The following is a 14241-nucleotide window of genomic DNA, read 5'->3' as shown; positions in this document are numbered from 1 at the left end:
GGTGAGTGCCACGTGAACGCACGCTGGACCGTCGACGCCGTCCTGCTCGACATGGACGGCACGCTGCTCGACACCGAGAAGGTCTATTTCGACAGCCTGGTCGCGGCGCTGAATGCATGCGGCTACACCGACGACGTCGTCGCGCTGTGTCACTCCATGGTCGGCCTTCCCGGCCCGGCCTGCGAAGCGATGCTGCGCGATCATTACGGCGCGGCGTTTCCGCTGGAGGCGGTCAACCTCGCCTTCCTCGACCATCGCGATCGGATGATGCGGTTGGGCCTGCCGCTCAAATCAGGCACGCTCGATCTGCTCGACGCCATCGCCGCCGCGCAACGGCCGATGGCGATCGTCACCTCGTCGTCGCGCCGTTCGGCCGAGCGCAACCTCACCCTCGCCGGCATCCGCGCGCGCTTCGACACGCTGCTGACGCTTGACGATGTCGCGCAGGGCAAGCCGGATCCGGAGCTCTACCTCAAGGCGGCCGCGCGGCTCGGCGTGACGCCGGCGTCCTGCATCGCCGTGGAGGATTCCAACCACGGCGTCGCCGCCGCCCATGCCGCCGGCGCGATCACGCTGATGGTGCCGGACATGGCGCCGCCGACCGACGAGACGCGCGCGAAATGCGCAGCCGTGCTGCCGGACCTCAACGCCGTGCTGGCGCTGCTGCAAGAGCGCGGCGCGCTCTGATTGTCATTGCGAGCGTCAGCGAAGCAATCCATCGTCCCGCGTATGCCCGGACATGTTGTCCGCACGATCGCGAGTGTCCATTGGCTGGTTGAGTTGCTACCGCCGCGCCCGATTGAACCTTCAGCACCGCGCCGGCGGCGGCATCACCCGCACTGCTATTTCGTGATTCTGGGCCTCGTGGATGTCGGCGGCGTTGGCGCCGCGGGCTGAAGATTGAACGTCAGCCAGACGTTCCAGCCTGCCGGCCGATTTTCATTGGCGAATTCGCCGTAGCCCTTCAGGTTCAGATATCCCTGCATGTCTCCGACCGGGAAAATGTAGCCGACCTGCGGGCCGACGCCGGCCACGCGCGACCGGAAGCAGCCGACACGATCGCCAGAGCCGCTGTCGCAGCCGAGTTGCTGATAGAGGTAACCGACGAGACCGACCTGCCACTGCTTGGTCAGGAATTGCGACGCACCCCAGTCGAGGTGCATGTCGACGCCGCTTTGATATTGGGTGGAGGGGTTGACGAAGTTGTAGGTGAATCCCAGCACCGTCGAAAATTCATGCCCGGTCTTTGGATCGAAATAGGTGTAGCCGCCGCCCGCGTCGATTGCCCAGTGCCCAATCCCCAGATTCGCTAGGCGGGTCGACTGGTATGCGCCGGCCGGGAGGTCGGCGGTAACGTACGTCATGTAATTGTTGACACCTGCATTCCAGCGCAGCGCGAACTGCGGGATCAGGTCGCCGAATGCAATGAGCGAGCTGTCGATGCTGTCAAACCGGGAGAAGGGGAACGTGGCGCCGCCCGGTCCCGTCAATGTCCCAACGAGCGATCCCGCCAGCGACGTGGAGTTGGAGCCGTAGGTCGCCAGCAGGCTGGCAGAGGCCTGACCGCCCAGCACGGGTGTTGCAAAAGTATAAGTCCCGGCCACAAGGCCAAGATTCACATTCGCATTGACGTTCGCGTTCACGGTGGCCGTCAGATTCGCGGGAAAGCGACCAAGCGTGATTTCGCGCGACCGCGCCACGTCGCCGCCGGCGGAAACAGAGGTGTGATAATAGACCGTGGTCACCGACCAGCCCGGCGCCTGCTGAGGAACAGCCGCGAGGCTGCCAAAAAATCCGGGTATCCAGAAGCTGATGCCATTTTCATCGGCGCGGGCCGCATCAATGGGAAGTCCAAGTACGGCGGCGACTGCCGCCGCGCCCAACCGCAAAAAGAAAGTAGTCCTGGATATCGATTTCCTGCCCTTCATCGCGGATCTCCCACCCCTCCACGGCCCAGAACGGACCGAGATTGCACGACCAGAAATTTTCTGGAAACCACTCGCAGACGGCTTCTATCTCTCCGGGAATAGTAGAGACAGTTGGGCTCGCAACTGCCAATTTGACGCGCCGGTTGGACGAATGACGTTGTAATAGCCGGCTATATTTGCACTCACCGGCTGGTCACCGAGCTTGAAGATTCGACCAAAGCCGCCACCGATCGGTACGGTCCACTGCTGCCCCGGCGCGGCAAGCCAGTCTGCCGTGATAACTGGTGAGCTTGTCAGGTACCACCCGTGCGCCATGTTGTAGTTGACAAACGGCTGAGCGAGAAACGCATTCACATTCGGGCGCAATGGATTGCCGCCAACTGACCACTGATTGTTGACCAGCACACCAATGACCCAATGTCCGGGCGTTACGAGCGCAACGGCGGTTGGACCGAACAACACTCTACCGGTTCCGAGAATTGGATCGGTCGCGGACGGAACCGTAAAGATGGGGCCGACGCCCCAGATCAGAGCGCCAGGATGCGTGGGGGTGAAAAAGAACTGCTGAGTGATGTCGCCAATTCCATTCGTGTTGTTGTTGAAGAACGGATTGGGCTGACTGACTACGGGGATGATAGTGCGCGAGATCACGTTCCAGTCCGCGTTGATGCGCAGCGGTATGACTGGTTGAATGTTAAGCACTTCTTGGGTGCGGTTGAACGGCCCAGCGTTGAAATTCGTATTGCTTTGGAAGGGAACGCTGACGAGATCGGCGATAGGATTCTGCGATTTTTGGGCGAGGTCTTCGTTTTCGGAGCGTTCAGGAGAATGCGCGGCTCTTGTCGGCGCGACCGTATCGGCAATGCCGCGCTCAAATTTGTAGTTTGCACCGAACTTGACCATTTGAAGGTCACGGTTCAATTGGATTGGCGGAACGGTGGGCGAAGTCCAGTTTCCCAGCCCAATGTAATCGTATTCGAGTTTGAGCGTCCAATTCGGTTTGAAGCCGTACTCGACACCCACTCCAGCTAACCAGCCGGAGCTGGTGTTGGACCCCTGCCAGGTAACACCCGGGAAGTTCAGCGTTGCATTGCTGTGCACCCAGCCGCCGCCTAGCTTGGCGTAGAGGAGCCACTTATCCTCCACGAGGCCAAAGCGGCCTGCAATCGTTCCCGTCCAGTTCTGCCTCACGGTGCCGAGCGTAGGTGTCGGGAGCACGGAATGACCAAAAGTCGCCCCATCGAAATCGCCTTCCACACCAACCAAGAAATGGCCAGCTTGAAAATTGTAGCCGGCCTGACCACCACCGATGAATTCGGTGATGCCGCCATACAAGTTGTTAACTGAAATAGGCAGGCTGCCGCTGGTCCACGCTCCACCGAGATTTGGACCGAGATAAAATCCCGACCAATTGTAGGGTGGCGGTAAAGCGGCCGGAGCCTTCACCGGCAAATCCGCGGCACGCGCTGTGAGACTCACGCAAACTGCAAGCAGACCAACGCTTGCAAGGAATGATTTCATGGAGCCTCCCAAAAAGGGGAATGATGCTGCCACTGCGAAAAAAACCTGCGTCCCAAACCCGGTCCAAAGCACCGCATCGCCGGTCCTCGACTCTCGCGAGCCCGCCATCGCTCTGGCGGGGTAGAACCCGGAAACAATAAGCTGACGTCGCCGTTCGTCCATGCGAAATCGGCACACTTGCGTACAGCCGGAGGTTTATTGAACGGTTGTGTCCATGGAGCCACAACCCTGGCACTTTTTGCATAGTCCCATGGACTCTCGACAAGCAAGAGGCGCCTGGCTGGTTTGATCTAGATCAATAGAAGAAGGTTGTGCCGCTGCGAACGTGCCACCGCTTCAGATGTTCGATTGTCATGTAGACCGACGAAGATGTTAAGCCGCGCTCCTCCCCGGCTGAATCGGCGCCTGGAAGCTGCCGAGAGATTCTTGGGGGCGGGGCGCTCGTGACCTTGAAGCTCGTACAGCGAGTAGCCCATGCACGGCGTTGGCGTTGCGGCAGGCGAACCTTTGTCGGATGGGCCCAGTGAGGGGAGTATGGTCTGGATTCCGGGCGGCACGTTCCGCATGGGCTCCGACAGGCAAGAGGCGCCGGTCCATCGCGTCTCGGTGAGCGGCTTCTGGATGGACCGGACGCCGATCACCAATCGCGAATTTCGCAAGTTCGTCAACGCAACAGGCTACGTGACGTCAGCGGAGACGCGGCCAGAAGCCAAGGATTATCCGGGCGCGCTGCCGCACATGCTCAAGGCCGGCTCGCTGATTTTCACACCACCGAAGCGTCCGGTCGATCTGCGCGACTGGTCGCAATGGTGGAATTTCAAGTTTGGCGCCAACTGGCGCCGGCCATACGGCCCCCGCAGTTCGATCAGCGGCCTCGACGATCATCCCGCGGTCCACATTGCCTATCGCGATGCCGAGGCCTACGCGACATGGGCTGGTAAGGACTTGCCGACCGAAGCCGAATGGGAGTTTGCCGCGCGCGGCGGCCTCGACGGCGCCGAGTTCGCCTGGGGCGACGAGTTCATGCCCGGCGGCAGGCCAATGGCGAATACCTGGCAAGGTGTTTTTCCGTACCAGAATCTTAGCGGCGATGGTCACGCGCACCTCGCCGGTGATGGCGTTCCCGCCGAATGGCTACGGTCTTCACGACATGATCGGCAACGTCTGGGAGTGGACCACCGATTGGTGGTCCACCAGGCATGCGCCCGACGCGGCCAAGGCGTGCTGCGTTCCTCGGGATCCACGCGGCGGGCGAGAGCAGCCACGATCCGTCTCTGCCCAAGATCAAGATTGCCCGCAAGGTTCTCAAAGGCGGCTCGCATCTCTGCGCGCCGAACTACTGCCGTCGCTATCGCCCGGCTGCGCGCCATGCGGAAGCGGTGGATACGTCCACGAACCATGTTGGCTTTCGATGCATCATAAGGAAGGGAGCAAGCGATGAGCGACGATAAGGATAACGTCTCACGCGATATGAGCCGTCGAAATGTTTTGCTCGCGACGACGAGCCTGGCGGCAGCATCCGCGTTAGGCGCTGCCGCATCGGTCGAAAAGGCACTGGCCCAGGCGCAGCAGGCACCGAGCGGTCAGCGGCCCAACATCGTCGTCATCATGGGGGACGATATCGGCATTTGGAATATCGGTGCTTACCATCGCGGCATGATGGCCGGCCGGACGCCGAACCTCGACAAGATCGCCGCAGAAGGCATGCTGTTTACCGATTATTACGCCGAAGCGAGTTGCACCGCAGGCCGCGCCAACTTCATCACCGGCGAGCTGCCGATCCGCACCGGCATGACAACGGTCGGTCAGGCCGGCGCCCCCACAGGCTTGCCGGCGGAGGCCGTGACCATTGCCACCGCGCTCAAAGGCATGGGCTATGCCACCGGCCAATTCGGCAAGAACCACCTTGGCGACAAGAACGAGTTTCTGCCGACAGTGCACGGCTTCGACGAGTTCTTCGGCTATTTGTATCACCTCGACGCGATGGAAGATCCGGCTCACCCTGCTTATCCGCAGGAGCTGTTGAACAAGGTCGGCCCGCGCAACATGATCCATTCGTGGGCGACCAATGTGGACGATGCCACCGTGGATCCCCGCTGGGGCAAGGTCGGCAAGCAGAGGATTGAAGACGCCGGAACGCTCTATCCCAAGCGGATGGAAACGGTGGACGATGAAATCCGAGACTTCGCCTTGTCGTTCATTGAAAAGGCCAAAGCCGACAACAAGCCGTTCTTCCTGTGGCTCAATCCAACTCGCATGCACATCGTCACGCACTTGTCGCCGAAGTATCAGGCAATGCGCAATTCCAAGAACGGCTGGTCGATTCATGAAGCCGGCATGGCACAGCTTGACGACGATGTCGGCCTCGTCATGCAAAAACTCAAGGACATGGGCGTGGACGACAACACCATTGTCATCTTCACCACTGATAACGGCACCGAGGTCTTCACTTGGCCGGATGGCGGACAGACGCCTTTCGCGCAGAGCAAAGGTACGGTCTTGGAAGGCGGCTTCCGCGCGCCGGCGATGATCCGCTGGCCGGGCAAGGTGCCGGCGGGCAAGGTCGAGAACGGCATCATCTCCGGGCTGGACTGGTTCCCGACTTTGCTGGCGGCTGCCGGCAATCCGAACATTGCCGAGGAACTGAAGAAGGGCAAGCAGATCGGCGATCGCACCTACAAGTGCCATCTGGATGGCTATAATCAGATGGACATGATCACCGGCAAGGGGCCATCGAACCGACACGAAATCTGGTACTTCGGTGAGAGCGAGCTCGGGGCCGTGCGCATAGACGACTACAAGTATCGTTTCATCGACCAGCCCGATGGCTGGCTGGGTGCAAAAACCAAGGTTGACGTGCCCTACCTGACCAACCTTCGCCTGGATCCGTTCGAGCGGACGGGCTGGCCCGATAGCGGGACCAAATACGGCGCGCAACAATACTTCGACTGGTTCAAATATGAATTCTGGCGCTTCGTGTTCGTTCAGCAGGAGGTCGAGAAGCTGGCCATGACCGCAATCGAGTTTCCGCCGATGCAGAAGGGCGCGAGCTTCAACCTCGATTCCGTGAAGGCGAAAATCGAGGCCGCCAGGACGGCAATGGCAAAGTGAGACTCATGATCGTGTTGGGCGGCGTCCATGCCGCCCAACGCAGTCCTCTCCGGCCTTTCGATATTGCAGATCGGTTTACCGAAATCCGCTTCCGGAAGCGGAGTGGGCCAATAGCGGACGGGCCTCCATGAGCTCTAACCCCGTTTGCGCGCCGGCTTCGCCAGCGCCGTCTCGATCAACGTGAGCGCAGCCTCGCCGGCGGTTTCCATATAGCTCGCGTCGCGGTGCAGCAGCACCACGGCGAATGATCCGTCCAGCAACAGCAGGATCTGCCGCGCCAGCCTGCGCGGATCGGCGATCCCCTCGTCCGCGAAGGCCGTGCGCAGCCAGTCCTCGAACTTCTTCTTGTGCGCGGCGCCGATCCGGATCGCGGGATGCCCGGGCATGTTGGCGAGCTCGGCGGAGGTGCGCAGGAAGCCGCAGCCTTTCCATTTCGGATGCCGCGCCGAGCGCGCAAGGTTCTTGAAGATCGCCTCGACCTTAGCCGCCAGGCCGCCCTCGGCCTCCGCGAACCACTTTCGGAACAGCGCGAGATTGGGCTGATCGCGCGCGGCGAGATAGGCGGCGACGAGATCGTCCTTGCTCTTGAAGTGATAATACAGCGTGCGCTTGGTCAGGCCGGCCTTGGCGGCGACCTCGTCGACGCTGACGCGCCTGATGCCTTCATTGTAGAACAGCGCGCTCGCCGCCTGGACGATGCGCTCGCGGGTGGGCTCGGAGGGTCTGGGCATTCTGCGTATGTATACTAACCAGTGAATATACACAAATTGCAGCTGGCCCTACATTCGGCGCTGACACCAAACAGCCATGCCGGAGAGCGCAACATGCCCGAACCCATCCTGCTCGAGATTACCGACGGGATCGCCCTGATCACATTGAACCGTCCGGAGCAGCTCAACGCGCTGAACTACGCGCTGATCGATCAGTTGATGGCGGCACTCGACCGCATCGAGGGCGACGCTGACGTGCGCGCGGTGATCCTGACCGGCGCCGGCGCGCGCGCCTTCTCGGCCGGCGCCGACATCAAGGAGTTTTCCGAGAGCGTCAAGCAGGGCGCAGCCGTCGCTGTGCGCGATTTCGTCCGCCGGGGACAGGCCATGACCGCACGGCTCGAGGCGTTCAAGAAACCGATCATCGCCGCGGTCAACGGGCTCGCCTTCGGCGGCGGCTGCGAGATCACCGAAGCCGTGCACCTCGCAATCGCCAGCGACCGCGCGCAATTTGCAAAGCCCGAGATCAAGCTCGGCATGCCCCCGACCTTCGGCGGCACGCAGCGGCTGCCGCGGCTGGCGGGACGCAAGCGCGGGCTCGAACTGTTATTGGCGGGCGATCCGTTCCCGCCCGAGCATGCGCGCGAGATCGGGCTGATCAACCAGATCGTGCCGCACGATCAATTGCTGACCGCCGCGCGCGAACTCGCCGGCCGCATCACCAGGCATTCGCCCGGATCCGTCGCCGGCACAATCACCGCGGTGACGCGCGGGCTCAACATGCCCATCGCCGAGGGCCTTTTGGTCGAGAGCGAGCAGTTCGCCGCGCTGGTGCCGAGCCGCGATCTCGCCGAGGGGCTTGCGGCGTGGAAGGAACGGCGGCCGGCGAAATATGTCGGGGCGTAGCGTCAATCGATCAGTTCGTCATGCCCGTTCACGACTTCCCGCGCCCCAAGACGTCATGGCCGGGTCAAGCCCGGCCATGACGTCGGCGAGATGTCGGACAGTCGTGCCCTACCGCACCACTGCCGCGGTCTGCCCAAACAAGAGCTTGCGCTCTTCCTCGGTGCGGATCGCAGGCTGGCCGAAATTCGGATTGACCTCCTTCGCCCTGGCATAGGCGCGCTCGGTCGCCGGACGCTTGCCGATCGTCTCCAGCCAGCGCTTCAGATGCGGGAAATCGTCGATCTCCTGGCCCTGGTTCTTGTAGGGCACGACCCAGGGATAGCTCGCCATGTCGGCGATCGAGTAGTCACCGGCGATGAATTCGCGGTCGGCCAGCCGCTTGTTGAGCACGCCGTAGAGCCGGTTGGTCTCATTGACGTAACGGTCGATCGCGTAAGGCAGCTTCTCGACGGCGTAGTTGCGGAAGTGATGGTTCTGTCCGGCCATCGGCCCGAGCCCGCCCATCTGCCAGAATGTCCACTGGATCGCGTCATAGCGGCCATGGATATCGGCTGGCAGGAATTGTCCGGTCTTCTCGGCGAGATAGAGCAGGATCGCGCCGGACTCGAACAGCGAGAGCGGCTTGCCGCCGCCCTTCGGCGCGTGATCGAGAATTGCGGGGATGCGGTTGTTCGGCGCGATCTGCAAAAAGTCCGGCTTGAACTGATCGCCTTTGCCGATGTTCACCGGAAAAATCTTGTACTCCAATCCGGTCTCCTCAAGGAACATCGTTATCTTGTGACCGTTCGGCGTGGACCAGTAGTGGAGATCGATCATGGGCGTGATCCTGCATTGCCAGGGACTGCCGATGTGCATCGGCGAGAAAGATGCGAATGCATGGAGTTGGGCGCATAACCGCACCCAAGTCAATGCCGTGCGCAATGCACCGCGCGCGAATGTGATCTGCAAACGGCGCAAACGACCGATTGAGCCGCGCCGTAATTGCTCCTAGGCTCGGGGCGTTTGGTATTGAAGATTTTTCAGAACACAGGAGATTGCAATGACACATGATTTGGCAAGGCGTGATTTCCTCAAGGGCTCGGCAGCGATTGCCGGCGCCGCGGCCGCGGGCGCCTTCTCCTGCGTCGAGATCGCCAGCGCCGCACCGATCGAGGTGCCGACCGTCGACAAGCTCTCGATCCGCGTGCTGGTCGATTCCAGCTTCGATTTGTTCTTCAAGCCGAAGCAGGCGGGCGGCGTCACCATCGCGTCGCCGCCGCGCTCCGCCGACTACCAGAAGTCGCTGCACAATGAATGGGGCCTGTCGCTGTGGCTGGAGTCGGAGGCCAAGGGCGCGCAGCGCACGCTGATGCTCGACTACGGCTACACGCCGGAAGTCCTGCTCAACAACATGGCGCTGGTCGGCGTCGACCCGGCGAAGCTCGACGCGCTGATCGTGAGCCACGGCCACTACGACCATTTCGGCGGCCTCAACGGCTTCCTCGACAAATTCCGCGACAAGCTGCCGGCCGACGTGAAGCTCTATGCCGGCGGCGAGGACAATTTCTGCCACCGCGTCAGCGCGACGCCGACCAAGGGCCAGTTCAGCGATTTCGGCACGCTCGACCGCCGCCAGCTCGCGGCGCAGCGCGTCACCACGGTGCTGTGCGAGACCCCGACCGTGATCGCGGGCCATGCCTTCACCACCGGCAAGATCACCCGCCGCAGCATCGAGCGCGTGCTGCCGCAGACCTGGGTCGAGTTCGGCATCAAGGACGGGCTCGGCTGCAACGCCAGCCACTATCTGCCGGCCGAGATGGACGGCAAGATCGTGCCCGACGAACACATCCATGAGCACGCCACCTGCTTCAACGTGCGGGACTTCGGCCTCGTCGTGATCTCGTCCTGCGGCCATGTCGGCATCGTCAATTCGGTGAAGCAGGCGCAGGAGGTCTCCGGCATCCAGAAGGTGCACGCCATCGTCGGCGGCTTCCATCTCGGGCCGGCGCCGAAGGACTACCTCACCGAGGTCGTCGCCGAGATCAGGAAGCTCGACCCCGACGTGCTGATCCCGATGCATTGCTCCGGGCTCAACTTCGTGCAGGAGGCTACCGCCCAGATGGGCGACAAGGTGCTGGTCACGACGACGGGCAGCCGCCTCTCCTTCGGCATATGATCGCGCCGATCCTGCGCGGCATTGCCTTCGCTGGCGCGGGCCTGGCGAGCGCCGGCACCGGCCTGTGGCTGACGCTGGCGCCGGTGCTGGCCGCCGATGCGCCGCCGCAATCGGCGCGCTCGGCCGCCGAGATCATGGACATCCTGATGTGGAACAGGGAGCCGGTCGGCGGCCCGTTCGCGCTGACCGATCAGGCCGGCCATCAGCGAACCGACAAAGAGTTCCGCGGCAGGCTGATGCTGGTTTATTTCGGCTTCACCACCTGCCCCGACGTCTGCCCGACCGATCTGCAGGCGATCGGGCTTGTGCTCGACAAGCTCGGCCGCGACGACGACCAGGTGCAACCGATCTTCATCACCGTCGATCCCGAGCGCGACACCTCTGCGCATCTCGCAGACTACGTGCCGATGTTTCACCCGCGCCTGATCGGGCTGACCGGCAATCTTGATGCGATCCGCAAGGTCGCCGATGCCTACAAGGTCTATTTCGCGCGGGTGCCGCTGAAGGACGGCGCCGACTACACCGTCGATCACACCGCCTACATCTATTTGATGGACCGCGAAGGCAATTATCTCGGCTTCTTTCCGCCGGGGACGTCAGCCGACCGGATGGTCGAGATCATCCGGCCAAGGCTCGAACACTGACGGTGGAGATTGGCAATTCTAGCCGCTCGATCGGTCCACCTCTCCCCAATGGGGAGAGGTCGGTGATCGCCGCGCTCAGGTTCACTGCAGCCGCCCATGCGCGCGCAAAAAGCTCGCGCCGCTCTCCGTCACCATCACCCGCATGCCCTCGACCGAGGGTCGGCGCGCGACATAGCCGCGGTCGACGGCGTCCTCCCAGATCGTCAGCCGCGGGCACGAGGTGCGCCAGACCTCGAGCACCTCGGCATAGTGCCGCGGCTCGCGGGCGACCCACTCGACAAGATCGAGCACCAGGGCATCGGTGGTCTCGCTCATTGAACGTCTCCCGTCGTTGCGCGATCGCACCAGGTGCTGCGATCGGGAGGGACTCATGCAATGTCTCTGCCGGTATTTCTGCGCCGCTTGGCCTCTCGCCGCAAACCGAGTTATCTTGCCCTTGCATCAGTTTTCCTGAGGGTTCATGCGACGGCTGCTCTTTCTCAACGGCATCAAGGCGTTCGAAGCCGCGGCGCGGACCGGCAGCTTCGCGGCGGCGGGCAGCGAGCTCAACGTCTCGGCCGCCGCGATCAGCCGAATGGTGCACCTTTTGGAGGAGCGGCTCGGCGTCGCGCTGTTCGAGCGCAAGGCCAACCGCCTCGTCACCACGCCGGCCGGGCGCGCCTATCAGGGCGGGCTGACGCCGATCTTCGACGCGCTGGCGAGCCTCACCGCGCAGGTCACGGCGTCCGCCAGCGCGCGGGTGCTGACCGTCGGAGTCGGACCGACCTTTGCGCTGAAATGGATGATCCCGCACCTCGCCGAGTTCCGCAAAGCGGAGCCCGACATCGAGGTACGGATCACGACCGGCGGCATGGCCGTGCCGTTCGCCGACGACTGGAGCTGCGGCATCCAGCTCGGCGACGGCCAGTGGCCGGGCCTCGTCGCCGAGCCGCTGTTCGCCGCCGATCTGATGCCGGTGTGCACGGCGCGGCTCGCCAACACCTTGAAGCGCCCCGCCGACCTCAAGGGCCCGAGCCTGATCCGCGTCGCGCATTCGCCCGACGACTGGCCGTCCTGGCTGAAGGCCGCGGGCGTGCCGCGCCTGACCGCGCGCGGGCCGGAATTCCAATTCTACGGCCAGGCGCTGCAGGCAGCCAGCGACGGGCTCGGCATCGCGATGGGCATCCGGCCCTATATCGACGACGATCTCGCCGCCGGCCGGCTGGTGGCGCCGTTTGCGCTCAGCGTGCCCAAGGGCATGCGCTGGTATCTGGTCTATCGCGGCTTCCACGCCGAGCAGCGCGATTTCGCCGCGTTCCGGCGCTGGATCATCCGCGCCGCGGCGGAGCCCGCCGCCCGCCGCAAGGGAACGCGCAGTGCCTGACGAGACCATCGATACGCTGGTGATCGGCGGCGGCCAGGCCGGGCTCACCATGAGCCACCGGCTGAAGCAGCGCGGCATCGCCCATCTGGTGCTGGAGCGAGGCCGCATCGCCGAGCGCTGGCGCAGCGAACGCTGGGACGGCCTCATGTTCCAGTTTCCGAACTGGTCGGTGCGGCTGCCGGAATTTGCGTTTCCGCACAGCGATCCCGACGGCTTCTCGGGCACCGCTGCCATCATCGCCTTCATCGAGGACTACGCCGCGTTCGTCGCGCCGCCGATCCGCTGCGGCGTCGCGGTCACCAGGCTGCGCCGCGATGCCGGCGGCTTCCTCGCCGAATTTGCCGGCGGCAGCATCGCCGCCCGCAACGTCGTCATCGCCACCGGCCCCTATCAACGGCCGCTGCGGCCCGACCTGCTGCGCGATCAACCCGGCCTGTTTCAGGTGGATGCCGCCGGCTACAGGAATCCCGCGCAATTGCCTGACGGCGCGATGCTGGTGGTCGGTGCCGGCGCCTCGGGTGCGCAGATCGCCGAAGAGCTGATGCGCGCCGGCCGCGATGTCTTCCTCTCGGTCGGGCGTCACAACCGCCTGCCGCGCCGCTATCGCGGCCGCGACCTGATCTGGTGGCTGGCCGAGATGGGCATCGACCGGACGCCGGTCGAGCAGCGCGGCCCGTCGCGGCTGCTGCCGGTGATTTCCGGCGCCCATGGCGGCCACACCGTCGATTTCCGCCGTTTCGCCGCCGGCGGCGTGACCTTGCTTGGCCGCGTGACGGCGGCGCGCGACGGCGTGCTCGAGATCGCGCCCGACCTCGCCGCCAACATCGCCAATGGCGACGCCTATTACGCGACCTTCCTCGGGATCGTCGACGACTTCGTCGCGGCGCGCCGCCTCGATCATCCCGAAGATCCCCTGGCGCGCCTCCGTTTGCCCGATCCGCCGTGCCTCACCGCGCCGCTCGATGCGATCGACCTGCGTGCCGCGCGGATCAGGAGCGTGATCTGGGCCACCGGCTACGGCCTCGATCTGAACTGGATCGACATACCGGTGCTGGATGCCGACGGGGCGCCGCGACACCGCCATGGCGTCTCCGACGTGCCGGGCCTCTATTTCCTCGGCCTGCAGTGGCTGTCGAAGATGAAATCCTCGTTCCTGTCAGGCGTCGGCGACGACGCCGCCGTGCTCGCCGACCACATCGCCGGCCGCGGCTAGAGCGTTGTCGTGCGAAGTGGAGGCCGGTTCGCGCGCGCAGAAAACGCGTCAGCCTCCGGGTTCCTTTGCTGCGCGGAAATAAACCCGGCGAGTTGTGAACTGCTTCACATTTAGCGCAGCGCGCCCGTGCTTCCTATGAAAAAGGGCATTTCGAGGTCGCACATGATTTACAGCGGTTTTGAGATCAAGTCGTTCGAAGTGGGGAAGGGGCAATGGCACGCCAGGGTTCAACGGGTCGATCAAAGGCCGGTCGTCATCGATGGCATGCTGTTTCCGATGCTCGACATCGGCTTTGCGTGGTCCGATCCGGATGCGGCGATCGCCGACGCGAAGCGGGCTATCGACCGGTTCCCGCAACGCTATGGCATGACAATGCCGGCGGCCGAAGCGTCGGCGTGACCGGCAACGTCGTGGTTGCCGCCGTCCCGCAATGCGAGCCGGATCCGGTCTGGCCGGCCCAGGCCCGCACCAGTTGCCCGGAATGCGCCGCTCGGCTCTCGCTGCTGCGCGTGATTCCCGGCCGCGCCGCCGAATACTGGACCATGCGCTGCGACGGCTGCGGCGGGATCCATCTCGACATCGTCGACCTGCCCCGCGCCTAACTCCGCGACGGCGCCGCCTGCTGACACCCTGCTGTCAGCAGCCTCGCCCGTACAGCTATCCGGCCGCCGTTTGCCCTTTTCTCGCTGC

The 14241-nt window shown here is 63.6% G+C and carries 15 protein-coding genes and 1 pseudogene; 11 read left to right on the top strand and 5 right to left on the bottom strand.

All coding sequences use genetic code 11. The features are described from left to right. Positions 1-12 precede the first annotated feature (12 nt). Positions 13-687 (top strand): HAD family hydrolase, encoded by a 675-nt coding sequence (locus JEY66_RS07865; protein WP_016846703.1) that lies wholly within the window; start codon positions 13-15, stop codon positions 685-687. Between the two features lie 155 nt (positions 688-842). Here the strand turns inward: JEY66_RS07865 and JEY66_RS07860 are convergent, their stop codons facing one another. Both JEY66_RS07860 and JEY66_RS07855 read right to left on the bottom strand, forming a co-directional pair. Further along, on the bottom strand, positions 843-1928 hold the full coding sequence (locus JEY66_RS07860; protein ID WP_077231148.1) for a SphA family protein: 1086 nt from the start codon (positions 1926-1928) through the stop codon (positions 843-845). Between the two features lie 84 nt (positions 1929-2012). After that, positions 2013-3449: an outer membrane protein gene (locus JEY66_RS07855; protein WP_240536834.1), complete on the bottom strand. Its 1437-nt coding sequence runs from the start codon at positions 3447-3449 to the stop codon at positions 2013-2015. A 474-nt stretch (positions 3450-3923) separates the two neighbouring features. Here JEY66_RS07855 and JEY66_RS07850 point away from each other — a divergent pair. Both JEY66_RS07850 and JEY66_RS07845 read left to right on the top strand, forming a co-directional pair. Further along, positions 3924-4900, top strand: a pseudogene (locus JEY66_RS07850) (formylglycine-generating enzyme family protein). Between the two features lie 19 nt (positions 4901-4919). Then, complete coding sequence (locus JEY66_RS07845) at positions 4920-6560, top strand: arylsulfatase (RefSeq protein ID WP_038378763.1); 1641 nt, start codon at positions 4920-4922, stop codon at positions 6558-6560. Between the two features lie 134 nt (positions 6561-6694). Here the strand turns inward: JEY66_RS07845 and JEY66_RS07840 are convergent, their stop codons facing one another. Continuing rightward, a complete protein-coding gene (locus JEY66_RS07840) occupies positions 6695-7291 on the bottom strand; it encodes a TetR/AcrR family transcriptional regulator (protein WP_016846707.1) in 597 nt (198 codons plus the stop codon). Positions 7292-7384: 93 nt separating this feature from the next. Here JEY66_RS07840 and JEY66_RS07835 point away from each other — a divergent pair, with 93 nt between their 5' ends. Continuing rightward, complete coding sequence (locus tag JEY66_RS07835) at positions 7385-8176, top strand: crotonase/enoyl-CoA hydratase family protein (RefSeq protein ID WP_016846708.1); 792 nt, start codon at positions 7385-7387, stop codon at positions 8174-8176. A gap of 108 nt (positions 8177-8284) precedes the next feature. On the opposite strand, the gene JEY66_RS07830 is transcribed toward JEY66_RS07835, so the two are convergent. Continuing rightward, positions 8285-8992, bottom strand: a complete 708-nt coding sequence (locus JEY66_RS07830) for a glutathione binding-like protein (RefSeq protein ID WP_016846709.1) — start codon at positions 8990-8992, stop codon at positions 8285-8287. Here JEY66_RS07830 and JEY66_RS07825 point away from each other — a divergent pair. The 3 genes from JEY66_RS07825 to JEY66_RS07815 are packed head-to-tail and all read left to right on the top strand — an operon-like array spanning position 8991 to position 10975. Beyond that, the gene (locus JEY66_RS07825; RefSeq protein ID WP_016846710.1) at positions 8991-9167 is read left to right on the top strand and encodes a hypothetical protein; all 177 of its coding nucleotides are present in this window, start codon (positions 8991-8993) and stop codon (positions 9165-9167) included. The two genes, JEY66_RS07830 and JEY66_RS07825, sit on opposite strands and share 2 nt — an antisense overlap. A gap of 48 nt (positions 9168-9215) precedes the next feature. Further along, the gene (locus JEY66_RS07820; protein WP_018273586.1) at positions 9216-10331 is read left to right on the top strand and encodes an MBL fold metallo-hydrolase; all 1116 of its coding nucleotides are present in this window, start codon (positions 9216-9218) and stop codon (positions 10329-10331) included. Continuing rightward, a complete protein-coding gene (locus tag JEY66_RS07815; protein ID WP_018273587.1) occupies positions 10328-10975 on the top strand; it encodes an SCO family protein in 648 nt (215 codons plus the stop codon). The genes JEY66_RS07820 and JEY66_RS07815 overlap by 4 nt, the downstream gene beginning before the upstream one ends. Positions 10976-11056: 81 nt before the next feature. On the opposite strand, the gene JEY66_RS07810 is transcribed toward JEY66_RS07815, so the two are convergent. Next, positions 11057-11290 (bottom strand): hypothetical protein, encoded by a 234-nt coding sequence (locus JEY66_RS07810; RefSeq protein ID WP_016840533.1) that lies wholly within the window; start codon positions 11288-11290, stop codon positions 11057-11059. A 145-nt stretch (positions 11291-11435) separates the two neighbouring features. Here JEY66_RS07810 and JEY66_RS07805 point away from each other — a divergent pair, with 145 nt between their 5' ends. From JEY66_RS07805 to JEY66_RS07790, 4 genes are all read left to right on the top strand, one after another. Next, positions 11436-12338 carry a LysR substrate-binding domain-containing protein gene (locus JEY66_RS07805; RefSeq protein WP_018273588.1) on the top strand — a complete coding sequence of 301 codons (903 nt, stop codon included), beginning with the start codon at positions 11436-11438 and terminating at the stop codon, positions 12336-12338. Beyond that, positions 12331-13551, top strand: a complete 1221-nt coding sequence (locus JEY66_RS07800; RefSeq protein WP_018273589.1) for an NAD(P)-binding domain-containing protein — start codon at positions 12331-12333, stop codon at positions 13549-13551. The genes JEY66_RS07805 and JEY66_RS07800 overlap by 8 nt, the downstream gene beginning before the upstream one ends. A gap of 162 nt (positions 13552-13713) precedes the next feature. Then, positions 13714-13950: a hypothetical protein gene (locus JEY66_RS07795; RefSeq protein ID WP_035631522.1), complete on the top strand. Its 237-nt coding sequence runs from the start codon at positions 13714-13716 to the stop codon at positions 13948-13950. Continuing rightward, positions 13947-14153: a hypothetical protein gene (locus JEY66_RS07790; protein ID WP_018273590.1), complete on the top strand. Its 207-nt coding sequence runs from the start codon at positions 13947-13949 to the stop codon at positions 14151-14153. Before JEY66_RS07795 ends, JEY66_RS07790 begins: the two co-directional genes overlap by 4 nt. The last annotated feature ends 88 nt before the right edge of the window (positions 14154-14241 follow it).

It is taken from the genome of Bradyrhizobium elkanii USDA 76, assembly GCF_023278185.1.
GTDB lineage: Bacteria > Pseudomonadota > Alphaproteobacteria > Rhizobiales > Xanthobacteraceae > Bradyrhizobium > Bradyrhizobium elkanii.
The sequence above is the reverse complement of the archived record's forward strand: the minus strand, read 5'-3'. Positions and strand labels throughout refer to the sequence as shown.

What these genes read in the sequence shown, in the direction of transcription:
- JEY66_RS07840 (WP_016846707.1), bottom strand. Translation starts at nt 7,291, where the DNA reads ATGCCCAGACCCTCCGAGCCCACCCGCGAGCGCATCGTCCAGGCGGCG.
- JEY66_RS07810 (WP_016840533.1), bottom strand. Translation starts at nt 11,290, where the DNA reads ATGAGCGAGACCACCGATGCCCTGGTGCTCGATCTTGTCGAGTGGGTC.
- JEY66_RS07805 (WP_018273588.1), top strand. Translation starts at nt 11,436, where the DNA reads ATGCGACGGCTGCTCTTTCTCAACGGCATCAAGGCGTTCGAAGCCGCG.
- JEY66_RS07855 (WP_240536834.1), bottom strand. Translation starts at nt 3,449, where the DNA reads ATGAAATCATTCCTTGCAAGCGTTGGTCTGCTTGCAGTTTGCGTGAGT.
- JEY66_RS07830 (WP_016846709.1), bottom strand. Translation starts at nt 8,992, where the DNA reads ATGATCGATCTCCACTACTGGTCCACGCCGAACGGTCACAAGATAACG.
- JEY66_RS07795 (WP_035631522.1), top strand. Translation starts at nt 13,714, where the DNA reads ATGATTTACAGCGGTTTTGAGATCAAGTCGTTCGAAGTGGGGAAGGGG.
- JEY66_RS07825 (WP_016846710.1), top strand. Translation starts at nt 8,991, where the DNA reads ATGGGCGTGATCCTGCATTGCCAGGGACTGCCGATGTGCATCGGCGAG.
- JEY66_RS07820 (WP_018273586.1), top strand. Translation starts at nt 9,216, where the DNA reads ATGACACATGATTTGGCAAGGCGTGATTTCCTCAAGGGCTCGGCAGCG.
- JEY66_RS07815 (WP_018273587.1), top strand. Translation starts at nt 10,328, where the DNA reads ATGATCGCGCCGATCCTGCGCGGCATTGCCTTCGCTGGCGCGGGCCTG.
- JEY66_RS07845 (WP_038378763.1), top strand. Translation starts at nt 4,920, where the DNA reads ATGAGCCGTCGAAATGTTTTGCTCGCGACGACGAGCCTGGCGGCAGCA.
- JEY66_RS07860 (WP_077231148.1), bottom strand. Translation starts at nt 1,928, where the DNA reads ATGAAGGGCAGGAAATCGATATCCAGGACTACTTTCTTTTTGCGGTTG.
- JEY66_RS07835 (WP_016846708.1), top strand. Translation starts at nt 7,385, where the DNA reads ATGCCCGAACCCATCCTGCTCGAGATTACCGACGGGATCGCCCTGATC.